The organism is Frateuria sp., from assembly GCF_013362045.1.
Lineage (GTDB): Bacteria > Pseudomonadota > Gammaproteobacteria > Xanthomonadales > Rhodanobacteraceae > Frateuria_A.
On sequence record NZ_JABFWW010000138.1, the window covers coordinates 1 to 24,290 of the forward strand.

At 68.2% G+C, this 24,290-nt stretch carries 20 protein-coding genes, 1 tRNA gene and 1 pseudogene; 6 read left to right on the forward strand and 16 right to left on the reverse strand.

Features of this window, described 5'->3' with window-relative positions:
- From HOQ08_RS06470 to HOQ08_RS06490, 5 genes and pseudogenes are all read right to left on the reverse strand, one after another.
- Positions 1-1,669 (reverse strand): annotated as a pseudogene (locus HOQ08_RS06470) (hypothetical protein); the annotation flags it as partial.
- A gap of 19 nt (positions 1,670-1,688) precedes the next feature.
- Positions 1,689-2,360: a PilX N-terminal domain-containing pilus assembly protein gene (locus tag HOQ08_RS06475; protein WP_291192556.1), complete on the reverse strand. Its 672-nt coding sequence runs from the start codon at positions 2,358-2,360 to the stop codon at positions 1,689-1,691.
- A gap of 2 nt (positions 2,361-2,362) precedes the next feature.
- On the reverse strand, positions 2,363-3,463 hold the full coding sequence (locus tag HOQ08_RS06480) for a PilW family protein (RefSeq protein WP_291192557.1): 1,101 nt from the start codon (positions 3,461-3,463) through the stop codon (positions 2,363-2,365).
- Entirely contained in the window at positions 3,460-3,963 is a 504-nt protein-coding gene (pilV, locus tag HOQ08_RS06485; RefSeq protein WP_291192558.1) for a type IV pilus modification protein PilV, read from the reverse strand. Before pilV ends, HOQ08_RS06480 begins: the two co-directional genes overlap by 4 nt.
- Before the next feature lie 128 nt (positions 3,964-4,091).
- On the reverse strand, positions 4,092-5,984 hold the full coding sequence (locus HOQ08_RS06490) for a diguanylate cyclase (RefSeq protein ID WP_291192559.1): 1,893 nt from the start codon (positions 5,982-5,984) through the stop codon (positions 4,092-4,094).
- Positions 5,985-6,201: 217 nt separating this feature from the next.
- On the opposite strand from HOQ08_RS06490, the gene HOQ08_RS06495 reads away from it, so the two are divergent.
- Positions 6,202-6,277: transfer RNA gene (locus HOQ08_RS06495), tRNA-Thr, on the forward strand.
- A 56-nt stretch (positions 6,278-6,333) separates the two neighbouring features.
- Here the strand turns inward: HOQ08_RS06495 and ispH are convergent.
- From ispH to murJ, 5 genes are all read right to left on the reverse strand, one after another.
- Positions 6,334-7,296 carry a 4-hydroxy-3-methylbut-2-enyl diphosphate reductase gene (ispH, locus tag HOQ08_RS06500; protein ID WP_291192560.1) on the reverse strand — a complete coding sequence of 321 codons (963 nt, stop codon included), beginning with the start codon at positions 7,294-7,296 and terminating at the stop codon, positions 6,334-6,336.
- A 12-nt stretch (positions 7,297-7,308) separates the two neighbouring features.
- Entirely contained in the window at positions 7,309-7,809 is a 501-nt protein-coding gene (gene lspA, locus HOQ08_RS06505; protein ID WP_291192561.1) for a signal peptidase II, read from the reverse strand.
- A 123-nt stretch (positions 7,810-7,932) separates the two neighbouring features.
- The gene (gene ileS, locus HOQ08_RS06510) at positions 7,933-10,794 is read right to left on the reverse strand and encodes an isoleucine--tRNA ligase (RefSeq protein WP_291192562.1); all 2,862 of its coding nucleotides are present in this window, start codon (positions 10,792-10,794) and stop codon (positions 7,933-7,935) included.
- Positions 10,795-10,945: 151 nt separating this feature from the next.
- Entirely contained in the window at positions 10,946-11,899 is a 954-nt protein-coding gene (locus tag HOQ08_RS06515; RefSeq protein ID WP_291192563.1) for a bifunctional riboflavin kinase/FAD synthetase, read from the reverse strand.
- Positions 11,900-11,997: 98 nt separating this feature from the next.
- A complete protein-coding gene (gene murJ / locus HOQ08_RS06520) occupies positions 11,998-13,590 on the reverse strand; it encodes a murein biosynthesis integral membrane protein MurJ (protein WP_291192574.1) in 1,593 nt (530 codons plus the stop codon).
- Between the two features lie 212 nt (positions 13,591-13,802).
- Here murJ and rpsT point away from each other — a divergent pair, with 212 nt between their 5' ends.
- Positions 13,803-14,066: a 30S ribosomal protein S20 gene (rpsT, locus tag HOQ08_RS06525; protein ID WP_017460878.1), complete on the forward strand. Its 264-nt coding sequence runs from the start codon at positions 13,803-13,805 to the stop codon at positions 14,064-14,066.
- A gap of 92 nt (positions 14,067-14,158) precedes the next feature.
- Here rpsT and HOQ08_RS06530 read toward each other — a convergent pair whose 3' ends face one another.
- The 5 genes from HOQ08_RS06530 to HOQ08_RS06550 form a co-directional block, all read right to left on the reverse strand.
- Positions 14,159-15,202: a N(4)-(beta-N-acetylglucosaminyl)-L-asparaginase gene (locus tag HOQ08_RS06530; RefSeq protein WP_291192564.1), complete on the reverse strand. Its 1,044-nt coding sequence runs from the start codon at positions 15,200-15,202 to the stop codon at positions 14,159-14,161.
- A gap of 110 nt (positions 15,203-15,312) precedes the next feature.
- Positions 15,313-16,380, reverse strand: a complete 1,068-nt coding sequence (cgtA, locus tag HOQ08_RS06535) for an Obg family GTPase CgtA (RefSeq protein ID WP_291192565.1) — start codon at positions 16,378-16,380, stop codon at positions 15,313-15,315.
- A gap of 180 nt (positions 16,381-16,560) precedes the next feature.
- Complete coding sequence (rpmA, locus tag HOQ08_RS06540) at positions 16,561-16,818, reverse strand: 50S ribosomal protein L27 (RefSeq protein ID WP_291192566.1); 258 nt, start codon at positions 16,816-16,818, stop codon at positions 16,561-16,563.
- Between the two features lie 21 nt (positions 16,819-16,839).
- On the reverse strand, positions 16,840-17,154 hold the full coding sequence (gene rplU / locus HOQ08_RS06545; protein ID WP_291192567.1) for a 50S ribosomal protein L21: 315 nt from the start codon (positions 17,152-17,154) through the stop codon (positions 16,840-16,842).
- A 113-nt stretch (positions 17,155-17,267) separates the two neighbouring features.
- Positions 17,268-17,747 carry a DUF2059 domain-containing protein gene (locus HOQ08_RS06550; protein ID WP_291192568.1) on the reverse strand — a complete coding sequence of 160 codons (480 nt, stop codon included), beginning with the start codon at positions 17,745-17,747 and terminating at the stop codon, positions 17,268-17,270.
- A gap of 189 nt (positions 17,748-17,936) precedes the next feature.
- On the opposite strand from HOQ08_RS06550, the gene uvrA reads away from it, so the two are divergent.
- From uvrA to HOQ08_RS06565, 3 genes are read left to right on the forward strand one after another with little or no spacing between them, the layout of a single operon-like run.
- Complete coding sequence (uvrA, locus tag HOQ08_RS06555; RefSeq protein WP_291192569.1) at positions 17,937-20,882, forward strand: excinuclease ABC subunit UvrA; 2,946 nt, start codon at positions 17,937-17,939, stop codon at positions 20,880-20,882.
- A complete protein-coding gene (locus HOQ08_RS06560; RefSeq protein WP_291192570.1) occupies positions 20,879-21,343 on the forward strand; it encodes a thioesterase family protein in 465 nt (154 codons plus the stop codon). The genes uvrA and HOQ08_RS06560 overlap by 4 nt, the downstream gene beginning before the upstream one ends.
- A 9-nt stretch (positions 21,344-21,352) precedes the next feature.
- Positions 21,353-21,982, forward strand: a complete 630-nt coding sequence (locus tag HOQ08_RS06565; protein WP_291192571.1) for an AraC family transcriptional regulator — start codon at positions 21,353-21,355, stop codon at positions 21,980-21,982.
- On the opposite strand, the gene HOQ08_RS06570 is transcribed toward HOQ08_RS06565, so the two are convergent.
- Positions 21,979-22,482, reverse strand: a complete 504-nt coding sequence (locus HOQ08_RS06570) for a GNAT family N-acetyltransferase (RefSeq protein WP_291192572.1) — start codon at positions 22,480-22,482, stop codon at positions 21,979-21,981. The genes HOQ08_RS06565 and HOQ08_RS06570 overlap by 4 nt on opposite strands.
- Positions 22,483-22,629: 147 nt before the next feature.
- Between HOQ08_RS06570 and HOQ08_RS06575 the strand changes: the two genes are divergently transcribed.
- Complete coding sequence (locus tag HOQ08_RS06575; RefSeq protein WP_291192573.1) at positions 22,630-24,072, forward strand: DUF4139 domain-containing protein; 1,443 nt, start codon at positions 22,630-22,632, stop codon at positions 24,070-24,072.
- The last annotated feature ends 218 nt before the right edge of the window (positions 24,073-24,290 follow it).

Consider the following 24,290-nt stretch of genomic DNA (forward strand, 5'->3'; position numbering starts at 1 on the left):
CCTCGTTCACGCCAACGTCGGTGGTCGCCGCGTTCGCTTGCTTGGGCAGGCCCTCGACGGTGGGAATCTGGTCGCTGTCGAAAGAGTTGAGGCCCGTCGTGATGAGCACGATGCTGCAGCTGGCGCAATAGGGGTTGCCGCCGTTGCTGGGGTCGCGGTACGGATCGAGCCATCCGGCCTGGGGCAGCCCGGTGATGATGCTTGAATCACTGATGTTGAAGATGCTGGTCGGCGTCTTGCCTTTGATGTAGCGCAGCGCCTCGGCATACATCTCGGCCAACGGGTTGCCGGAATCCTTGCACGCGTACGCGGTCGTGCTTCCGCTGGCGCCGTCCGGGTCGAGCAGGTGGCCGTTGGCGCCGCTGACGTCGCGCTGCAGGATGCCGTAGGTGCCGCAGTCGTCGTAGTCGTCCGTGTTCGGATTCCAGGAGGTGATCTGGAACCGGCTCAGCGTGTTGATGATGCCCTCGTTGCCATCGGCCTGGTTGCAGAACTGGCCGGTAGACAGATTCACCTCGTCAACCTTGCCGTTGACCGTGTCATAGGCGCAGGCGGTGCCCGGGGTGTTGCCGGCGAACAAGCCAATGTTGCGGCGGAGCATGCCGCCCGCCCGCGGCGCACTGTAGGTTCCCGTCAGCAGGCCAAAGCGCATCGAGCCGCTTTCGCCATACCGTTGCAACAGGCCGGCCGGCTTCCAGTGGTCGATCTTGCTGCCGTCGCTCGCCGTCTCGGTGTACTTGCGGCAGAAGCTTTCGCGCACCGCGGTGGTGGAGGGATCGCATACCTCCACGCGCAGGAACATTTCGGCCAGCTTGTCAGACGTCGACGCGAAGTCGGCTTCGTTGACGTCCGCCTGGTTGCTATTGGGGTTGAATTTGGCGTGGATGGACTCGCGCCAGATGCACTGCTCGCGGGCGGTCGAGCCCCATTGCGAATAGGCTCCCTTGACTACACGGAACAACGGACCGGTGCCCGTGGTGAACGTGGTGGTGCTGTCATCCACCGACACGTTGCACATCGTGATCGGGGTGTTGGTGTACGGGGTGAAGCTGTTGATGTCCGTGCCGCTGTATACCTTGGCCCACGCATGCAGGTCGCTGGGGATGTAGGCACGCTCCAGCACCGTGCGGTTGGAGTCGTCGACCGAACGCTTGCCGCCGTACAGCACGTAGCGCAGCACATCGATACGGCTCATCGATGCCCAGTTGAGGAAGTTGCCGCTCCAGGCGCTGCCGTTGCACTCGTGCGCCTTGCCGTTGCCGTTGGTGTCGGTGGCGGCGGCGGACGCTTTGAAGACGCCGCTGGCGTAGGCATAGCAGAGGTTGGAATCGAAGTAGCCCGAGTAATCGAACTTGTCCTGGTACGTGGTATCGACCACGCCGTCGCCATTGAGGTCCGTGTAATCGGTGTAGGCCTTGATGTAGAGCTGCTCGTCGCGGGACATCACGAGCATCGCCAGCGGCGGCACGGCTCCGACGTTCAGCAGCGGGTACGCCGTGTAATTGGCTGCCGTAGCGACCTTGCCGTCGCGGGCGATGGAAATCGGCGCGTCCAGCGCCACCGAGCTGGTGGTGGCCGCGCGTGCAACGGGAACGATGCTGACGCTCGTGGCCAGCGTGATTAGGGACAGCGCCGCGATCATGCGCAAGGACGCGTGGAGGATTCGCATGGGAATGTTCCCTGTTGCTTCAGTTGCGGATCGATTGGCGGTACTGGGCCATGGTGACGGCGCGGCCGCCTCCCGGTACGGTGCCGACGCTCATCACTTCGAAATACATGCTGCCGCCGCCACCTGCGGCGCCACCGCCGATGCCCCGGTATCCGGCCGCCTGGGCGCCGCCGGATCCCTCCGCGAGCACCGTGCCGTCGGGAATGATCGACACCGTCGCGGAGACGCTGCGGGAGCAGCTGCTGCTGGTGATGTCGCACATGGACAGGATCGCATCCGGATGCCAGGTGCTGGTGTCGTACCGGCTTTCCGCCGGCAGCGAACCGCACGCCGGCTCCAGGTTGCCGTAGAACAGGTCCAGGTCGCCGGCGCAGTTCTTCTGCAGGCCGCCCTTGAGCACGGTCAGCATCTGGCTGGTGAGGTTGAAGTCGAAGTCGTTGTCCGGCAGCGTACCGCCGACTTTCGTGGGCCAGCCCCGCTGGAACACGTGCTCGTCGAACACCGAGATGGGCACCCCGCGCAAGGTTTCCGAGGTTTCGAAGGCCTGTTCGTGGCGCGCCACGTTGGTCACCAGGCGCATCTCCATCAAGGTGCCGCGCATGGCGATCACGGCCACCAGCGAGAGCACCACCAGGAACACCAGCCCGACGAAAAGTGCGATGCCACGCTGGCGGGAACGTAACGTGGGCATGTTCATTGGGATGCCACCAGCATGCGGATGCGGTTGCGCAGCTGCACCACCTGGGTCAGCTGCGTGCGGGCGAATTGCCAGGGCTGGCTTCCGGCGACGGAGAAATTGGCGCAGCCCGTGGTCACGGTGGAGCCGTTCTTGATCTGGTAGCTGCAGTTGCCGGCGCCGAACGTGCCGACGTGCGGCATCGATATGTCGCGCTGCTGCGACACCGCCACGAGGCCCACGCTGACGGTGATCACCCGCCGCCACTCATCGGCCGTCACCGCGCTGGCGTCCTTGTAGTTCGCAGGCACGAGCTGGGTGACGTCGGTGCCCGTTATGCCGTACTGGAACTGCAATTGCTCGATGCCTTCCACCAGCGGTTCCTCGGTGAGGCTGCCGGTGCTGTCGAGCCGCATCCGCATGAGCGTGGGAATGGGGCTGCCGTTGTCGTCCGCCGCGTCGCAATGGGTCGCATTGGTGCCGCCGGCCGGGTTGCTGCAGGGCCGCAGGTAGTACATGTCCACGTGGTACGGGTAAACGTAGCGTCCGATCGCCGATGCCGGGGGCGTGGTCGGAACGGCGGTGTTGCCCAGGAAGAGCGCCGCCTGTTGGCCGATCGCCGAAACCAGGTACACCTGCTTGGGCGAGGCCGCGATGGTTGAACTGGCGGCCGGATCCATGCCATCGGCATCGACGTATCGAGCCACCAGCACGTCCGAACCCTTGACGTAGTCGGCATCGTCCACGCAATTGGCGATCGGGAAGCTGGCGCCGCCTTCGTAGCCATAGAGACCGTGCTGGGTGTCCAGGATCCAGGCCTGGTCGCAACTGCCTCGGGCAGTTACCGCGGGGCTGCCGGTGATCACTCCCCCGCTGTTGCCGCCCCAGAAGTCGGCCATGCGCAACGACCAGCCGAGGCGATCGGAAGCGAAGCGCACGTTCTGCTGGAGGATGTTGGTGCCCTGCTGCAACTGGTAGGACTTGCGGTTGGCCAGCAGCACCTGGATCAGGCCGGCGACCACGATCAGGCCCAATACCATCGCGATCATCATTTCCACCAGCGAGAAACCGGCGGCCCGGCGGAAACGGGCAATCCCCTGCTCGCGCGGACTCCTCATGGCAGCAGGCTGAAACTGTAGGTGCCGTTGTCCGCGGCGGTCAGCTGTTTGTCGCCGTTGACGTCCATGCCGTTCCAGGACACGGTCACCGTAAAGGTGCCCAGCGTGGCGTTGCGGCTCACCGAGGCCGCCGGCACGCCCTGGGCGGCAATGGTGCCGGCCTTGATGCTGGCCAGCCAGTTCTTCAGGTCGGTCTTTGCCTGTGCGCACGGCAGATTGCTGGAGCAGGCCGAGGGATCCGGCGCGACCGTACCGTCGTAGAGGTAATAGCTGCTGCTGCCGTCGGCGGGAACGACGCCCAACGGGTTGGCGCGCATGGCGTCGGCCAGGCTGCGCGCCTGGATGATCGCGCTGGTACGCGAACTGGATTCCTTGGTGAACTGGGCACCCTTCGTCTGCAGTAGCGCCAGGCCGAGCATCCCTATGCCGAACACGACGATCGCGACCATTACCTCGATCAGCGAGACGCCGCGTTGCCTGCGCGGTGCGTAACGATTCATTCCAGCCCCCTCCCGGATCACGCCGACCAAAGCATAGGCGGCGTCGCGCAGCCTGCCAGAAGCCAGCGGACAAAAGGCAGGATTTCCCCGACGAGCGGTAGCCGGACCCCAGCCGGATGTGGCGCGCGTCACACCGCCGGAGCGCGTACCGTCATCATTTCGACGCGGTTGCGGCCGGCGTCCTTGGCGCGATACATCGCGGTGTCCGCGCGGCGGATCAATTCAGGCAGGTCGTCGGCCTCATGGTCGGCCTCGGCGGCGCCGACGCTGGCGGTGATCTCGAGGCCTGGGGCCAGGTTCGCCAGCGGCAGCGATTCGACCTTGCGGCGCAGCCGCTCGGCAATCTGCAGCGCCACCTCCAGCGAGGTGTCCGGCAGGACGATCAGGAACTCCTCGCCGCCCATCCGCCCCAGCATGTCGAACCGGCGCAGCGCCTGCTTGCAGGCCTGCGCGACGCGCACCAGCACCTGGTCGCCGACCGCGTGGCCGAAGGCGTCGTTCACCATCTTGAAGTGGTCCACGTCCAGCACCAGCACGCACAGCGATTCGCCATGCGCGCCGGCGTGGGCCAGCGCGCGGCGCGCAAGCTCCTCGATGTGGCGGCGATTGGCGATGCCGGTGAGCGGATCGGTCATCGCCATGCGGTGCAGCTTGCGCGAACGCCTGAACTGGCGGAGCGCGAGCCACAGCAGCATGAGGATCAGCACCCCGCCCAGCACCAGCGCGACCCGCTGCCAATGGCGCACGCGTTCCAGCGACTTCAGCTGCTGCTCCTTCAGGGCCCGATCGGCGGCCAGGCGGCGGTTTTCCTGCTCGCGCTGGGCGGTCTGGAACTGGTAGCTCATCAGCGTGGCGTTGTCCGAGTGCGCCTTGCGGTCGAGGGCTTCGCGCACCTTGACCAGCCGGCGCAGGTCCACCACCTCCGGCGCCAAGCGGTTCAACGCCTGGTAGCTGCGCGCACGCGCATCGAGCAGTTCGGCCAGGTAGCGCAGGTTGCCGCTCTGCTGCAGAAGCTGCTCGGACTGCCCGTACTCCACGAGCGCCAGGTCATGCTGCCCCAGGCCCGCATGCGCCTTGGCAGTCTGCAGCAGCACCATGTCGCGGCTGGATCGATCGCCCATGCGCTCGAACCCGGGCTGCGCCAGGGCCAGCTCGTCCAGCGCCTGGTGATAGCGGCCCTGCAGGTTGTCCACCTGCGCCAACCCAAGGTGGATGCTGGCGCCCTGCGAGCGGCTGCCAACCGCCTTGGCAAGCGCCAGGGCCTTGTGCAGATGGCTTTCGGCGGACACCTGCTCACCCATCTCGCTGTCGAGGAAGCCCAGTTGCATGTGCGCGGAGAGCTGCTGCTGCCGGTCATGGCGCTGCTCGCCCAGGAACAGCAGCCTGCGCAGGTAGTCGCGGGCCTGCGCCGCCTCGCCCAGCCGCCGGTAGGCCACGGCGATGTTGAACAGGTTCTGCTCGCTTTCGATCGGCGCGCCGCTGGTTTCGTAGAATTTCTGCGCTTCCAGAAAATCCACCAGCGCCAGCGCGTGCTCGCCCAGCAGCGACTGCACGCTGCCGCGCCAGGTCAGGCCGTCGGCGACCAGGCGCGGGTCCTCGTGGCTGCGCGCCAGCGCAATGCCGGCGTCGTAATCGGCCAGCGCATCGCGCGGCGTGGTCAGCGCCTCCTGGTTGGTGCCGCGACAGAAGTGGAAGTTGACCTCCGCTCCCACGTAGCCGAGCCGGCGGGCGTCCGCCAGGCCCTGGTCCGCATAGGCGATGCCCTGCGCGGGCGGCGCATCCAGGCCCAGGATGCAGAACATGTAGCGGTAGCGCAGCTCGCGGCGCGCATCGCCCGGGGGCACCAGGCTCTTGATCTGCTCCAGCACCTTGAGCATGCCTGCGTGCGTGTCGGGCGCGATCTCGCCGCGCTCCAGTTGCCCGGCGAGGCGATCGAACGCTTCTGCCTGTCCGGGCGACGTGGCGGCAAGCGAACGCCCGGCCACGACGCACAACAGCAGCATCGACACGAACCGCAGCATCAGCGTTGCTCGAAGCGGTATGGGCAAGATCGAAATCCGTTGGACGCCCTTTCCCTGGCGAGCTCTGGCAGTGTCTGTCGCATGGCAACGACAGATGGCGGAACTGTAGCGGGTAGCGCCCCCATCGATCCATGCGCCATCCGCCCTCGGATCCAAGCTTGCCATGCCTTGCGCGCTTGCGTGTGTCGCGGCCGATCCGTAGAATTTCCGCCTCTTTGCCGGAATAGCTCAGTTGGTAGAGCGGCGCATTCGTAATGCGTAGGTCGCAGGTTCGACTCCTGTTTCCGGCACCAGATCGTGAAAAAGGCCCGCGCGAGCGGGCCTTTTCGTTGCCGCAGGAGGTGCCCCGTCAGAGGCTGGCGGGCACGCTGCCGCCGTCCAGGCGCAGCTCGCGCGGCAGGGCGAAGGTGATGGTCTCGGCCTCGCCGTCCAGTTCGCGTACCTGGCCGGCCCCCCAGGACTGCAGCCTGGCGATCACGTCGCGCACGAGCTTGTCCGGAGCGGAGGCGCCGGCCGTCAGGCCGATGCGGGATACGCCATCGAGCCACGCGCGCTCGATGTGCTCGGCGCTGTCGATGAGGTAGGCGCGCACGCCCTGCTTCTCGGCCAGTTCGCGCAGGCGGTTGGAATTGGAACTGTTGACCGAGCCGACCACCAGCACCAGGTCGACCGCCCCGGCCAGCCGGCGCACGGCATCCTGGCGGTTCTGCGTGGCGTAGCAGATGTCGTCCTTGCGCGGCCCCTCGATGTCGGGAAAGCGCTCGCGCAGGGCGGCGATGATGGCCTTGGTGTCGTCCACCGACAGCGTGGTCTGGGTGACGTAGCTCAGCTGGCGCGGGAAACGCGGCGCCATCGCGGCGACGTCCTCGACCGATTCCACCAGCAGGATTTGCCCGCTGTTGGCGTTGTTCCACTGGCCCATGGTGCCTTCCACTTCCGGGTGGCCGGCATGGCCGATCAGCACCACGCTGCGGCCGGTTCGGCCCAGCCGCGCGACTTCCATGTGCACCTTGGTGACCAGCGGACAGGTGGCGTCGAAGACCTTTAGCCCGCGTCCCGCCGCCTCCTCGCGCACTGCCTGCGAGACGCCATGCGCGCTGAAGATCACCGTGGCGCCGTCGGGCACCTCGTGCAGTTCCTCGACGAAGATGGCACCGTCGGCGCGCAGCTTCTCCACCACGTAGCGGTTGTGCACCACCTCGTGGCGCACGTAGATCGGCGCGCCATAGGACTCCAGCGCGCGCTCGACGATGGCGATGGCGCGGTCGACGCCGGCGCAGAAGCCGCGGGGATTGGCAAGGAGGATGTCCATGGGCATGCCGGATTATCGCACGTCGCCTGCGCCCTTCCCGTTCCTGAGGCCGAATAGGATCAGCATCACCGCGCCGACCGTGATGCCGCAGTCGGCCACGTTGAACACGGGATAGCTCCACTGGCGGTAGTAGACCTGGATGAAGTCGGTCACCTGCGCTGCGTGCAGGCGATCGACCAGGTTGCCCAGCGCGCCGCCGACGACCAGCGCCAGCGGCAACGCCGTGCGCCAGTCGCGCCGTGCGGTGCGCGCCAGCCACACGACCAGCGCACCGCTGATGAGCAGCGCCAGCGCGACGAAGAACCAGCGCTGCCAGCCGTCGCTTTCGGCCAGGAAGCTGAAGGCCGCGCCGGTGTTGAAGGCCAGCGTCCAGTTGGGGAAGCCGGGGATCACCGGGTGCGGCATGCCGGCCGGCTGCAGGGCGTGCAGCGCCCACAGCTTGGTGAGCTGGTCGAGGCCGATCACCAGCAGGGAGAGCAGCAGCCAGGGCAAGGCGTTGGGTTTGGGGTGCATGGACCGGTCCAGAGCGATTTATCAAACACCGTTCACGCTGAGCGTAGCGCAGCGGAGTCGAGGGGCCGCGCACGGCGACCCTTCGGCTTCGGCCCTACGCTCAGGGTGAACGGCTTCTTGTGGTCAGAACCAGCGGCGCGTCTCGCCCTGCCCCGCCACGTTCTCAACGCAACGGCCGCACAGCTCCGGATGCTCCGGGTAGCTGCCCACGTCGGGACGCCGGTGCCAGCAACGCACGCACTTGGCCGCGCCGCTCGCCGTGGCCGAGACCCACGCCTCGCCGCCGGCCAGCTCCACCTTCGCCGCGTCGTCGGGACACGGCATCGACGGTGCCGGCGACGCCTCGGACGTGATGAAGAAGAAGCGCAGCTCCTCCCGCGCCGGCGCATAGCGCTCGAGCAGGGCGGGGTCGGCATGGATGACCAGCTCAGCCTCCAGCGACGCACCGATCTTCTCGGCTTTGCGCATGCCCTCGAGCACGCGCGCAGCGGCCTCGCGAATGGCCAGCAAATCGGCCCAGAAGCGGCGCTGCTCGGGCAACCCCTGCATCGCCGCCAGGCCGTCGTACCAGGTCTCGAACAGCACGCTCTCGCCACGCTGGCCGGGCAGGTGCTGCCAGATCTCCTCGGCGGTGAAGGCCAGGATCGGCGCCAGCCAGCGCACGAGCGCCTCGGCGATGCGGAACATCGCGCTCTGCGCGCTGCGCCGGCCGTGGCTGTCGGTCGGCATGGTGTAGAGGCGGTCCTTGGTGATGTCCAGGTACAGCGCGCCCATCTCGTTGGTGCAGAAGTTCTGCACGCGCGCGACCACGTCCGGGTAGTCGTAGCGCTCGTAGGCGGCCGTCACCGCCTGCTGTACGTCATACGCCTGCTGCACCGCCCACTGGTCCAGCGGCAGGCTCCGCTCCACCGGCAGCAGGTGCTTCGCGGGATCGAAACCGTCGAGGTTGCCGAGCAGGAAGCGCGCGGTGTTGCGGATGCGCCGGTAGCTGTCGGAGACGCGCTTCAGGATCTCGTCCGAGACGGTCATCTCGTTGCGGTAGTCGGCCGAGGCCACCCACAGGCGCAGCACGTCGGCGCCGAGGGTATCCATCACCTTCTGCGGAGCGACCACGTTGCCCAGCGACTTGGACATCTTGCGGCCGGACGCGTCGACGGTGAAGCCGTGCGTGAGCACTTCGTCGTAGGGCGCGCGGCCGTGGATCGCCGAGGAGGTCAGCAGGGACGACTGGAACCAGCCGCGGTGCTGGTCGGAACCCTCGAGGTACATGACCTTGTACTGCGCAGCGTCGCCCTGCTGCAGCTCCGGCCGCTGGCCGACCACGCAGAAGTGGGTGACGCCGGAATCGAACCACACGTCGAGGATGTCGGTGACCTTCTCGTAGTCGCCCGCCTGGTCGCCCAGCAGTTCGGCCGCGTCGAGCTCGTACCAGGCATCGACGCCGCCCTGCTCGACCTTCTTCGCCACCTGCTCCAGCAGCGCGACGGAGTCGGGGTGCGGTTGCTGCGTCGCCTTGTGCACGAACAGCGCGATCGGCACGCCCCAGGTGCGCTGACGGCTGATGCACCAGTCCGGGCGGCCGGCGACCATGCCGGCGATGCGCTCCTCGCCCCAGCCCGGCACCCAGCGCACGTCCTTGATCGCTTCGAGCGCGGTCGCACGCAGGTCCGCCTGCTCCATGCCGATGAACCACTGCGGCGTGGCGCGGAAGATCACCGGCGTCTTGTGGCGCCAGCAGTTGGGGTAGCTGTGCTCGATCTTCGCGTGCGCCAGCAGCACGCCGCGGCCGCGCAGCAGCTCGACGATGGCGTCGTTGGCCTTCCAGATGTGCATGCCGGCCAGGGCGAGGCCGTCGGCCGCCGGCACGTCCTCGCGGTAGGCGCCGCGCGGACCGACGTAGTTGAGCGTGGAGAGGCCGTTGTCGCGGCCGACGATGAAGTCCTCCATGCCGTGGTCGGGCGCGGTGTGCACGGCGCCCGTACCGTCTTCGGCGGAGACGTGTTCGCCGAGCAGGACGGGGACCTCGCGCGGGTAGAACGGATGGTGCAGCTTGAAGTGGTCGAGCGCGGCGCCCCTGGCATGACCAAGCACGCGCACGGTTGCGACGCCATAACGCTTCAGCGCCGGCTCGGCCAGCGCACCGGCGATAACCAGCAGCACGCGCCGGCCGCCGCGCTCGGGCCCTTCGACCAGCGCGTATTCGAGGTCCGCACCCAGCGCCACCGCCTGGCTGGAAGGCAGCGTCCACGGCGTGGTGGTCCAGATCGGCACCGCGACGATGGCATCGCCCGGGTCGACACCGAACTTGCCCGCGAGCGCCTTGGCATCGACCGCGTCGTAAGCCACGTCCACCGCGGGCGACTGCTTGTCGCCGTACTCGATCTCGGCCTCCGCCAGCGCCGAGCCGCAGTCGAAGCACCAGTACACCGGCTTGGCGCCGCGCACCACGTGACCGTTGGCGACGATGCGCGCCAGTGCGCGCAGCATGTCGGCCTCGTAGCGGAAGTCCATGGTCTTGTAGGGGTTGGACCAGTCGCCCAGCACGCCGAGGCGCTTGAAGTCCGCGCGCTGGCCGTCGATCTGCTCCTGCGCGTACTCGCGGCACTTCTGGCGGAATGCGCGGGCGTCGAGCTTCTCGCCCGGCTTGCCGAACTTCTTCTCGACCGCGATCTCGATCGGCAGGCCGTGGCAATCCCAACCCGGCACGTACGGCGAGCGGCAGCCGGACATGAGCTTGGACCTGACCACCATGTCCTTGAGGATCTTGTTGACCGCGTGGCCGATGTGGATCGCGCCATTGGCGTACGGCGGGCCGTCATGCAGCACGAAGGCCTTGTCGCGCCCAGCGGCATGCTGCTGGATCTGCGCGTAGCGGCCGGCCTTTTCCCACTCGGCCAGCCAATGCGGCTCGCGCTTGGGCAGGTCGCCGCGCATCGGGAATTCCGTCTGCGGCAGGTTGATCGTGTTCTTGTAGTCGTGCGTCATGGTGGGGCTGTCCGTGGGCGACGCCGGAAGCTGCGAAACGCGTCGGCGAACTGTTAAAACTAGTGGAATTTGCTGCGATGCGGTAGAGGACGGCCGAAGGGTCGCACAGCAGTGCGGTCGTGCGGCATGGTCGTCGTGCCCGGGCGTGCTCCTACGAAACGGCCAGCCGCGGATTCATGCCCAGCAGTTCGCGGGCCAACCGGGCGTCGGCATGCATCTGCGAAGTGAGCGCCGCCAGGCCGTCGAACTTCTGTTCGTCGCGCAGCTTGGCGACGAACTCGACTGCCATGCGCCGGCCATAGAGGTCCCCCTCGAAATCGAACAGGTGTACTTCCAGCAGCGGCCGCGCCACCTGGTTGACTGTCGGCCGCAGGCCGAGCGACGCGACGCCCGGCCAACTGCACGAGGATCGCCCCAGGCCCACGCGCACGGCGAAGATACCCAGCACCGGGCTCACCCGGCCGCGCAGGGGGATGTTCGCCGTGGGAAACCCCAGCGTGCGGCCGAGCTGGTTGCCGCGCTCGACCCGTCCCTCGATCACGAACGGCCGCCCAAGCAGCGGCGCAGCGCCGGCGAACTCGCCGGCCGCCAGCAGCGCGCGCACGCGGGTAGCCGAGACGCGGGCACCATCGAGCAGCACCGGCGGCATCACCCGCACGAGGAAACCCCATTGCGCTCCCAGGCGTTCCAGCATCGCCACGTCGCCCGCGCGCTTGTGGCCGAAGCGGAAGTCCTCGCCCACCCAGACCTCGCGGGCGGCCAGCCGCTCCACCAGCACGCGGCGCACGAAATCCTCGGCGGACATGGCGGTGAGCGCCGCGTTGAAACGCAACAGCAGGACCTGGGCCATGCCGGCGGCGGCAAGACCCTCGAGCTTTTCGCGCACGCTGGAAAGCCGCGGCACCGGCTCGCGGGAGAAATACGTCCGTGGCAGCGGCTCGAAACTGACCACGGCCGGCGTCGCATCCAGCGCCTGGGCACGCAGGCGCACCTCGGCCAGCAAGGCCTGGTGCCCGCGATGCAGGCCATCGAAGGCGCCGATGGCCACCACGCTGCCGTCGGGGGCCAGGCAAGAGCCTGCAATGTCCCGGGAAAGTCCTGTCATCGGCCGAGTATAAAGGGAGGCCCCGGGCGAGCCGTCCGCTTCGCTGCCGCAGGAGCGCCCTTGGGCACCACCGGAGTGCGCCGATCACGCCGCACGACTCAGACGCCCTGCAGCTCGCGCAGCCGGAAACCCATGGCAAACAGCGCCACCACGTAGGTCGACCCACCCGTGGTAACCAGCACCCCCAGGTGCCAGAGGCGGGTGAAAGTGGGAACCGCGGTCCAGTCCGGCCACAGCCAGCGTCCCAACAGCAGCACTGCGACCATCGCCAGGCAGGCCACCGCCAGGCGCAGGACGTGGCGCGGCCAGCCATGCTGGCGCTGGTAGACCCCGGCCCGCCGCAGCCAGTGCCACAGCAGGCCCAGGTTGATGTAACTGGCCAGGGCGCTGGCCATGCCCAGCGCCATGTGCAGGCCGGGCACCTCGGTCAGTGCCTGCAGCCACGGCGCCTGCTTCTGCGCCGGCGTGGCCCATAGCGCGAACAGCAGCGCCACGAACAGCAGGTTGAGCGCCATGTTGGCAACAAGCGAGGCCACGCCGGCACGCACCGGCGTGCGCGTGTCCTGCCGGGCGTAGAAAGCCGGCAGCAATACCTTGACCAGCGCGAAGGCAGGCAACCCGAAGCTCAGGGCGGTGATCGACAGCGTCGCCATGCGCGTGTCGAACGCGCTGAAATGCCCGTGCTGGAACAGCGTGGCCACCAGCGGCTCGGCCAGCAGCATCAACCCGAACATCGCCGGCACGGCAATCAGCAGCGTGGTGCGCAGCCCCCAGTCGAGCGCCCTGGAAAACCCCGCCCGGTCGGTCGCCACGTGGTGGCGCGACAGCGAAGGCAGGATCACCGTACCCAGCGCCACGCCGAACACGCCCAACGGGAGTTCCAGGAACCGGTCCGCCTGCGACAGCCAGCTCTGCGAACCGGCGATCAGCAGCGAGGCGATCACGGTGTCGAGCAAGAGGTTGATCTGCGCCACCGAGGAACCGAACAGGGTCGGCACCATCAGCCGCATGATCCGGCGCACCTGCGGGTGGCTCCAGCCCCAGCGCGGCAGCGCCAGCAGGTCCAGCCCGCGCAATGCCGGCAACTGGAACAGGAGCTGCAGGATGCCCGCGGCAAGGATCGCCCAGCCCATCGCCAGGATCGGCGTCTGCAATCGCTTCGACAGCCACAGCGCGCCGGCGATCATGCACAGGTTGAGTATCACCGGCGTCAGTGCCGGCAGGCCGAAGCGGTGGAAGCTGTTGAGCGCTCCGCCGCACAGGGCGGTCAGCGAGACGAACAGCAGGAACGGGAAGGTCAGGCGCAGCAGCTGCACCGTCAGCTCGAATTTTTTCGGCTCGTCGATCGCACCGGGCGAAAACAGCGTGGTGACCTCGGGCGCGAAGATCAGCCCCACCGCCGTCACCACCAGCAGCACGCCGCCGAGCGTGCCGGAAACGCGGGACATCAGGCCTTTCAGTTCCGCGTGGCTGCCCTTCTCCTTCACCTCGGTGAACACCGGCACGAAGGCCGTCGAGAACGAGCCCTCGGCGAACAGGCGGCGCATGAAGTTGGGGATGCGGAAGGCCACCCAGAACGCATCGGTGGCCGCGTTGGCGCCGAAGGCGGCGTTGATCGCCATGTCGCGCACCAGCCCGAGCACGCGGGAAACCATCGTCATGCTGCTGAAGGAAAGCAGCCCGCGGAACATGCTGGGAGACTTCATGCGTCGGCCGGGATCCTGGTCGCTGGCAGCCGCTGCCGCGGCAAAGCGCATAGTGTGACAGCCGACCGGGGCGCCACGGTAGCCGGCGCATGGCCGCACGATGGCGGCCGGGCAAGGGCTAAGCGGTTGACGCAGCAACCCATTGCCCGCATAATTGCCCGTCTTTTTCCAACCCAAGCCTTCTCTGGAGTTCTACCTTGGCCAACATCAAGTCCGCGAAGAAGCGCGCGCGCCAGTCCGAGCAGCGCCGCCTGCGCAACGTCAGCGCCCGTTCCATGGTGCGCACCGCCCTGAAGAAGGTCGTCAAGGCCATCGAGGCGAAGGACAAGGCCGCCGCCGTGGAAGCCTTCGCCGCCGCCCAGCCGGTCATGGACCGCTACGCCGCGCGTGGCCTGATCCACAAGAACAAGGCCGCTCGCCACAAGAGCCGCCTCAACGCGAAGATCCGCGAGCTGGCGTAAGCCGGCCATTCATTCGGGTTGGTGGAAAGGCCGGCGTCAGCCGGCCTTTTCGTTTGCATGAAGGCCAGGCAGGCGCCTGCCACGCGGTCGAGTCAGGAAAAACTCGTGGAGTACACGCTCGGCGAGGCATACAGGCCGTCCCGTCGCTGCGCATCGCAAACCGCATAGGTGAAGCCGCGCTGGATCGCATGGGCACCCACCGCGCCGTCGCGCCGCAGCGCCAGGAAGCCGACCTGGATTTCCTTCGCGCCGTCCGGCTTCTTCTTCACGATGCGCCGCACCGCCTCCTCGCAGGCTTCCTGAGGGCTGCGCCCCTGGCGCATCAGCTCCACCACCAGGAAGCTGCCGGCGTTGCGTATCACCTCCTCGCCGACGCCGGTGGACGTGGCGCCTCCCACTTCGCCGTCCACGTAGAGGCCCGCGCCGATGATCGGGCTGTCGCCGACGCGGCCGTGCATCTTCCAGGCCATGCCGCTGGTGGTGCAGGCGCCGGCCAGGTGGCCGTGCGCGTCCACTGCGAGCATGCCGATCGTGTCGTGGTTGTGTTTTCCGCCCGGCAGCATGCCGCGGTGGTAATCGAGGTTCTCGCTGTTGGCCACCGGCTTGTACTTCGCCGTCTTCAGCCACTCGCGCCATGCCTGCTCGGCTTCGGGCGTGAGCAGGTTCTCTTCGTGGAAGCCCTGCTCGCGGGCGAACTGCAGCGCGCCGTCGCCGACCAGTAGCACGTGCGGCGTGGCCTCCATGACCCGGCGCGCCACGCGGATCGGATGGGCGATGCGCTCCAGGCAGGCCACCGCGCCGCAACGGCCGTCGCCGTCCATGATGCTGGCGTCGAGCGTGACCTTGCCGTCGCGGTCGGGGTAGCCGCCCTTGCCGACGCTGTGGTTGTTGAGGTCGGACTCGGGCACCTGCGCGCCCTGCTCCACCGCGTCAAGCGCCTTGCCGCCACTCGCGAGCACGGCCCAGGCCGCCTGGTTGGCGGGCACGCCGAAGTCCCAGGTGGAGATCACGCGGGCGCCAGCCGCAGCCGGCAAGGCACCCTTTGCCGCGGCCGACGCGGCGGCGGCGAAACGCGGCGCGGCCAACGCGCCAGCGGCCAACATCGAACCTTTCAGGAAATTGCGGCGGGAGGGCATCGGCGGACGTTCCTTTGGCAGCGGCCGGCGGCCGGATCCCACGCATGATGCGCGATCACGGCCGCGCGGGCGAGCCGGTGCCTTCGCAGGGCAGCTCCGCGAGAGGGCGCCTACTCGCCCCGCAGCCGCACGTCGCCCGGCTGCATGTCCGTACGCTCTTCGCGCACTTGCCGCTGCGACTCGAAGAAGCGCTGCACCTGCTGGCAGACCGGCATGGTGTTCTCCCGCGCGATCGCGGAAACCAGGAACCAGGGCGCCTGCCAGCCCAGCCGCCGGACGATTTCCTCGGCCACCGCCTGGCGCTGGTCCTGCGCAAGCACGTCGGCCTTGTTGAGCACGAGCCAGCGCGGGCGCTCCAGCAATTCCGGGTCGAACTTGGCGAGCTCCTGCTCGATGGCGCGCACCTGCTCCACCGGATCGGTGCCGTCGATCGGCGCGATGTCCACCAGGTGCAGCAGCAGGCGCGTGCGCGAGACATGCCGAAGGAACTGGATGCCCAGCCCGGCGCCCTCGGCGGCGCCCTCGATCAGGCCGGGGATGTCGGCGATCACGAAGCTCTGGTCCTGGCCCAGGCTGACCACGCCGAGGTTCGGGTGCAGCGTGGTGAACGGGTAGTCGGCCACGCGCGGCGTCGCCGCCGACACGGCGCGGATGAAGGTCGACTTGCCCGCATTGGGAAAGCCCAGCAGCCCCACGTCCGCCAGCAGCTTGAGTTCCAGCTTGAGCTCGCGCACCTCGCCCGGCGTGCCCGGGGTCGACTTGCGCGGCGCGCGGTTGACCGAGCTCTTGAAATGGATGTTGCCCAGGCCGCCCTTGCCGCCTTCGGCCACCAGCAGGCGCTGGCCGTGGTGGGTGAGGTCGCCGATCACCTCGTCAGTATCGACGTTGGTGACCACGGTGCCGACCGGTACGCGGATGCTGGTGTCCTCGCCACCCTTGCCGTACATGTCCGAGCCCATGCCGTTCTCGCCGCGCTGCGCCTTGAAGCTGCGCTGGTGGCGGAAGTCGATCAGGGTGTTGAGGCCCTCATCGGCCACCAGCCACACCGAGCCGCCATGGCCGCCGTCGCCGCCGTTGGGGCCACCGAAGGGGATGAACTTCTCGCGCCGGAAGCTGACGCAACCGTTGCCGCCGTCACCGGCGTGGACTTTGATGATCGCTTCGTCGACGAATTTCATGGGGAAGCCGGAAACAGAAGGAATCGGAAATCAAGAACGCCCGCATGATACGGCCAGCGTCGCGGAGATCGGGCGCAACGCTCGGCTAAGACGCTTCCGCGCGGCCTGAGCCCGTTCTCGATAGCCGTGCAAAACAAAAGCCCCGCCGAAGCGGGGCTTTCGCTGCAGCCTCGGGGGCGATCAGCCCTTGACGACGCTGACGAACTTGCGGTTGTTCTCGCCGCGGGTCTTGAACTCGACCACGCCGTCGGTCAGCGCGAACAGGGTGTGGTCACGGCCCAGACCCACGCCGGTGCCGGCATGGAACTTGGTGCCGCGCTGGCGGACGATGATGTTGCCGGCCTCGATGGCCTGGCCGCCGTACACCTTCACGCCCAGGTACTTGGGGTTCGAGTCGCGACCGTTGCGGGACGAACCTACGCCTTTTTTATGTGCCATGACTTGATTCCTCCGGCTCTATCAGGCGTTGATGCCCGTGATCTCGACTTCGGTGAAATGCTGCCGGTGCCCCATCTGCTTCTTGTGGTGCTTGCGGCGGCGGAACTTGATGATGCGGATCTTGTCCGCACGGCCGTGCTTGCGCACGGTGGCCGAAACGGTGGCGCCGGCCACGGTCGGCGCACCGACGTTGACCGCATCGCCCGAGCCGACCAGCAGCACCTGGTCGAAGCTCACGTTGGCGCCTTCCTCGGCATCCAGCAGCTCCACGCGCAGCACGTCGCCCTGCTGGACGCGGTACTGCTTGCCGCCGGTCTTGATGACTGCATAACTCATGGGATTGTCCCTTCTGTCGTTATTCTCTTGGGTTTCGCCACGCACCTATCGGGCGTGGTGAACGCGGGAGTATAGCGAGCCCGTCAGGGCCTGGTCAATCTTTGAGCAATGCTTCAATGCCCGGCTGTCGAGGCCGCCGCCGGACTGCCCAGGCCTGGCGTGGCGGATGGTACGGCCGGACAGCGTCCCTGGGCATCGATGCGGCCGCTCTTTTGCAGCTCGCTCAGCATGGCCTGGGCACGATTGCGGCCCCACTCCTGGCCGGCCTGCATGCTCTCGCTCATGACCGCGGGCATCTGGGCGACCATCTTCCTGCCCAGGGGCGACCGGTAGAACTTGATCAGGCCCTCGATATCCGCGGCGCTGAAATGCTTCTGGTAGATCGGCACGACCGCATCGGTAACCTCGCGGAAGCCTCCTGCCGCCAGGAATCCGTTCCAGTAGCTGGCCGGCACGCAGGGCAGCTGGTCCCGCATCATGCCTGCCAGTTGTGCGTTGATCTGGCTCGCCATCTGACCAAGCATCCGGTTGACCCCGGCCACCTCCATCAGCTGGCGCACCTGCGCCTGGCTGGCCGGCTTGGCGGAGGCCATCGTCGACGTTCCTGCCGCGGCTGCCAGCCACAGTCCCGCACCCCACCGGATCCATCTGCGCATGACTCTCTCCCGCCCTCAGCCGGCCGCCGCCGGACAAGGCATTTAGCCACAGCTGCCGGTCCGTCGCGCAATTTGTGACCTCTCCAGGTTGGTATAGTGTCCGGTCTCCCCCATATCCCTGCGCGCATGGAAACCATACGCATCCGCGGCGCCCGCACGCACAACCTCAAGAACATCGACCTGGACCTGCCGCGCGATCGCCTGATCGTGATCACGGGCCTCTCCGGCTCTGGCAAATCCTCGCTCGCCTTCGACACCATTTACGCCGAAGGGCAACGCCGCTACGTCGAGTCCCTCTCGGCATACGCGCGGCAGTTCCTGTCGATGATGGAGAAGCCCGACGTCGACCACATCGAAGGCCTCTCCCCGGCGATTTCGATCGAGCAGAAGTCGACCTCGCACAACCCGCGCTCGACCGTGGGCACGATCACCGAGATCTACGACTACCTGCGCCTGCTCTACGCCCGCGTCGGCACGCCGCGCTGCCCCGACCACGCCATCCCATTGGAAGCGCAGACCGTCAGCCAGATGGTCGACGCCACGCTGGCGCTCGATCCCGACAAGCGCTGGATGCTGCTCGCGCCGGTGATCCGCGAACGCAAGGGCGAGCACGTGCAGGTGTTCGACCAGCTGCGCGCGCAGGGCTTCGTGCGCGCCCGCGTCGACGGCGTGGTCTACGACCTGGACGCGGTGCCGCCGCTCACCTTGCGCCAGAAGCACACCATCGAGGTGGTGATCGACCGCTTCCGCCCGCGCGAGGATCTGAAACAGCGCCTGGCCGAGTCATTCGAAACCGCACTGCGCCTGGGCGACGGCCTGGTGGTCGTGGTCGACATGGACGACGACAAGGCGCCCGAGCAGTTGTTCTCCTCGCGCTATTCCTGCCCCGTCTGCGACTACTCGCTGCCGGAACTGGAGCCGCGCCTGTTCTCGTTCAACTCGCCGATCGGCGCCTGCCCCAGCTGCGACGGCCTGGGCGTGACCCAGGTGTTCGATCCGGCGCGCGTGGTCGGCCACCCGGAGCTGCCGCTGTCCAACGGCGCCATCCGCGGCTGGGACCGGCGCAACCCGCACTACTTCCAGATGCTGCACTCGCTGGCCGCGCACTACGGCTTCGATGTGGACACGCGCTGGCGCGACCTGCCGCCCACCATCCAGCAGGCGATCCTGTACGGCAGCGGCAAGGACAAGATCGCCTTCCGCTACCTCACCGAGCGCGGCGGCCGGGTGACCCGCGAGCACGCGTTCGAGGGCATCCTTCCGAACCTGGAACGGCGCTACAAGGAAACCGAGTCGAGCGCGGTGCGCGAAGAGCTGGCCAAGTACATCAGTGACCATCCCTGCCCCACCTGCGAAGGCCAGCGCCTGAACCGCTCCGCGCGCCACGTCTTCGTCGCCGACCACGCGCTGCCTGCGCTCACCAACCGTTCGATCGACGACGCGCTGGCGTTCTTCGACGGCCTGAAGCTCAGCGGCTGGCGCGGCGAGATCGCGGCCAAGATCATCAAGGAAATCCGCGAGCGCCTGACCTTCCTCAACGACGTGGGCCTCAACTACCTCACGCTGGATCGACAGGCCGACACGCTCTCCGGCGGCGAGGCGCAGCGCATCCGCCTGGCCAGCCAGATCGGCGCCGGCCTGGTCGGCGTGATGTACGTGCTGGACGAACCTTCCATCGGCCTGCACCAGCGTGACAACGAGCGCCTGCTCGGCACGCTCACTCGCCTGCGCGACCTCGGCAACACGGTGATCGTGGTCGAGCACGACGAGGACGCCATCCGCATGGCCGACCACGTGCTCGACATCGGCCCCGGCGCCGGCGTGCACGGCGGCGAGGTGGTGGCGCAGGGCACGCTGAAGGACATCCTCGCGTCCGAGCGCTCGCTCACCGGCCAGTACCTCTCGGGCACGCGCGCCATCGAGGTGCCCACCGAGCGGCGCAAGCCGGTCGACGAGGAATCGTGGCTGCGCCTGAAAGGCGCGCGCGGCAACAACCTCAAGCACGTCGACCTGGCGATTCCCGCCAAGCTGTTCACCTGCATCACCGGCGTGTCCGGTTCGGGAAAGTCCACGCTGGTCAACGACACGCTGTTCCGCCTGGCCGCCGCCGAATTGAACGGCGCCAGCGCACAGCCGGCGCCGTTCGAATCCGTGCAGGGCATGGAGCTGTTCGACAAGGTGGTCGACATCGACCAGTCGCCGATCGGCCGCACACCGCGCTCCAACCCGGCCACCTACACCGGCCTGTTCACCCCGCTGCGCGAACTGTTCGCGCAGGTGCCCGAAGCCCGCGCGCGTGGCTACACGCCGGGCCGCTTCAGCTTCAACGTGCGCGGCGGCCGCTGCGAGGCCTGCGAAGGCGACGGCATGATCAAGGTAGAGATGCACTTCCTGCCCGACGTATACGTGCCCTGCGATGTCTGCCACGGCAAGCGCTACAACCGCGAGACCCTGGAGATCCACTACAAGGGCAACACGATTGCCGATGTGCTCGACATGACGGTGGAGGATGCGCTGAAGCTGTTCGAGAACGTGCCGACCATCGCGCGCAAGCTCGACACGTTGCGCGCCGTGGGCCTGGACTACATCAAGCTCGGCCAGAGCGCGACCACGCTCTCCGGCGGCGAGGCGCAGCGCGTGAAGCTCTCCAAGGAGCTGTCCAAGCGCGACACCGGCCGCACGCTTTACATCCTGGACGAGCCCACCACCGGCCTGCACTTCCACGACATCGAGCAGCTGCTCGACGTGCTGCACCAGCTGGTCGACCAGGGCAACACCGTGGTGGTGATCGAGCACAACCTCGACGTGATCAAGACCGCCGACTGGATCGTCGACCTCGGCCCCGAGGGCGGCGCCGGGGGCGGCCGCATCCTGGTGGCCGGCACGCCGGAGGAAGTGGCGGCCTCGCTGGAGTCCCATACCGGGCGCTTCCTCGCGCCACAGCTCAAGACCGCGGCCCGGCACAAGGCGGCGCAGGCGCCGGACAAGCCCAAGCGGGTCAAGGGCGGCGCCAAGCACATCGCCTCGGCCGACAAGTACAAGCCCATGCGCGGCAGGAAGAAGGCAACGTGAGCCCACGCAAGTCGACCAGGAAGCCGGCCGAGGCCCAAGCCGCGACAGCCGCAGAAAGCACCTCGCCGCAGCCGCTGTTCACCGCAGCGATCGACGTGCGCTGGCGCGACCTGGACGCGTTCAACCACGTCAACAACTCCAACTACCTCACCTACCTGGAAGAGGCACGGCTGCAGTGGCTCAGCCACGTGCCGGGCCCGTGGTTCGGCGACCATGCCATGCCGGTGATGGCCGCCGTGCAGCTCAACTACCGCCGGCCGATCGAATGGCCGGCACAGTTGCGCGTGGAGCTCTCCTGCGAGCGGCTGGGCAGCAGTTCGATGACCATCGGCCATCGCATCCTCGACGCGGAACACGCCGACCGCCTGTACGGCGACGGCCACGTGGTGATGGTCTGGATGGACCCGGCCACCGGCAAGCCGGTGCCGCTGCCCGACGCGATCCGCGCCGCCGCCGCGTAGCCTGCGGCCATGCAAGCCCCGGTCGCCCGCACCTCGTTCAGCGTCGAACCGGCCGCGTCAGGTCCTGTCGAGACCATCGCCGGCGGGTGCCGCCCGTGGCGCTTCCGGCCGCATTTCCACAGCGGCGACGAAGTGGTGCGGATCCATGCGGGGCGAGCGCGGTTGCGATTGCCGGCCGCCCTCGTGGACGTCGCTGCCGGCGACACGGTCGTGGTGCCGGCGGGCGTGGTGCATCGCTTCGAGCCGGTCGACGGCAGCGGCTGGGCGTTCACCTCGCGCTTCGTGCCTCCGGCCGTGCGCGAGGCGTCCCCGGACCATCCGCTCGGCGCGCGCGCAAAGGCGCTGCTGGCCGAACGTGGCACGCTGCACACCGACGTGGAGAGCCTGGCGCGTTCGTGCGCGGTTTCCGCCGGCCACCTGTGCCGCGCCTTCCGCCGCATGACGGGCACGGGCCTGCACAACTTCCACGTCCTGCTGGCCCTGCACAAGGCCAAGGCGCTGCTGCGCGACCAGTCGCCGATCGCGCAGGCGGCGCTCGACGCCGGCTTCTACGACCAGGCGCACCTCAACCGGGAGTTCGTGCGCACCTTCGGCATGACGCCTGCCGCCTTCCTCCGCGGCTGGGCGGTGGCCGCCTAGCTCAGCGTGCCGGCGCGTAGCTCCAGCGCCATGTAGGCGGTGCCCGGCACAGGGTTGTCGTAGTAGGACGCCACCGGCTGGAAGCCCAGCGCGGCATACAGTTGCCGCGCCGCCTGCATCGAGGCCAGCGTGTCGAGCAGCATGCGCGCGTATCCCGCCTGGACCGCCCAGGCAATCACCGCCTCGGCCAGGCGCCGTCCCAACGCCTGCCCGCGCGCCTGGGGCCGCACGTAGAGGCGTTTGATCTCGCACACGCCCGGCTGCGACCAGGGGCGCAGCGCCACGCAGCCCAGCGCCGAACCTGCGGCATCGCGCGCCAGCAGGATCACACCCTTCGGTGGCGCGTACTTGCCCGGCAGTTGCGCCAGCTCGCTACCCACGTCCTGGAACGACAGGTCGATGCCCAGGCGGTCGATGTACTCGGCAAACAGCGCACGCACGACCGCGATGTCCTCCGGCAGGCGAGCCGGGGCGATTTCGATGGCGGTGGACGGAGACATGGTCGGCTCTCGCATGGCAGTCGCGGCAAGATACCCACCTGCAAGCCCGCCACGCTTGGATGGACCTGACCGGCGGTCACGCCCGGGCCATACCAGCGGTTTCACCCGAGCCTCTATGATGGCCCGACCCCACGACGGAGCCTGCCCATGCCCCTGCCCGCCCGGAGCACCTTCGCCTACACCCTCCTGACGCTACTGTGCGCATCGCCGCTGGCTCACGCGGGCGATGCCACGGAGCTGACCTTGTACCGCAGCGACAGTCCCGCGCTCTATGCCGCCTCCGGTGACGGCAGCGTCGGCGAGGGTTACGCCGTGGCGCGCGAGCAGCGCACGTTGTCGCTGAAGGCCGGCATGCAGGATCTCACCCTGGCTGACCTGCCGCTCTACCTCGACCCCGAAGCGATCGCACTGGCGTTCTCCGGCGGCCAGGCCACAGTGATCTCGCAGCGCCTGCTGCTGGGACAAGGCAACGAAGCCGCGCTCGCCGGCCTGGTCGGGCGCGAGGTGGACGTGCTCGGCGGCAACGGCCAGCCGCTCGCCAGCGGCACCCTGCTGCGCGCCGGCAATGGCCTGCTGGTCAAGGGTGCCAACGGCACGACGCTGGTGCGCGATTATGCGGCAGTGCGCTCGTCCGGCGGCGAGTTCCCCACCGGCGCCAGCCTGCGCCTGCGCGTGGATGCCGCCCGGGCCGGCGATACCACAGCCACGCTGAGCTATCCCACGGCCGGGCTTGGCTGGCGCGCCGCCTATGTCGCCACGCTGCAGCCGGGCCAGGCCTGCCGGATGCGGTTCGAGTCGCGCGCCAGCATCGCCAACCGCAGCGGGCGCGACTGGAGTGCCACTACGCTCAAGCTGGTTGCCGGCGAACCGCGCTTCGCCAAGCCCTCGGGGCCGCAGCCGATGATGGCGCGCGCCTTTTCGGCCAAGGCCGAGGCCGCCATGCCGCAGCAATCCCCGCTGGCCGACTACCGCCTGTACACCTTGCCGCACCCGGTCGACCTGCCCGATGGCAGTGTCAGCCAGGTGCCGCTGTATGCCGAACGCACGCTCGAGTGCGAGCGCACCGCGCTGTACGAGAACGGCAACCGCTGGACGCCTCCACAGCCGATGCTTGCACCCGACTTCGACACCAGCGGCGGCAACACGATCGAAAGCACGCTGCGCTTCACCGCCTTCGACAGCCTGCCTGCCGGCTACCTGCGCGTGCTGGGCAACGACAGGGCCGGCACGCCGCAATTCCTCGGCGAAGGCCGTATCGAGGACACGCCCAAGGGCAGCGACGCCACGCTCACCCTCGGTACCGCCTTCGACCTGCGCGCCGAGCGCGAGCGCACCTCGTTCAAGCTGGACAAGGCCGCGCACACGATGGACGAGGCCTTCCGCATCACGCTGACCAATGCCGGCCAGTCGGCGCGCGTGGTGACGGTGCGCGAGCATCCCAGCCGCTGGCGCGAGTGGACGCTGGCGTCCTCCTCGATCGAGCCGAGCAAACAATCACCCGACGTGCTGGAGTTCAAGGTGAACGTGCCGGCCGGCGGCAAGGCGACGCTCGACTATGCGGTGCATTACCGCTGGGCCGAGGTCGAATAGGCCGGATGGGGACAGCCTCCCCAATCGCCCGCCGCCAGCACGATCGAAAACCAAGGACACCCGCCATGCTCGACATCCTTCCCCACGACGGCGACATCACCGAGATCCGCCTGGCCCGCCCGCCGGTCAACGCGCTGAACATGGACCTGATCGCCGCCCTGCGCGACGCGCTCGCCCAGGCGCCGCGCAACGGCGCGCGTGGCCTGGTGATCTCCGGA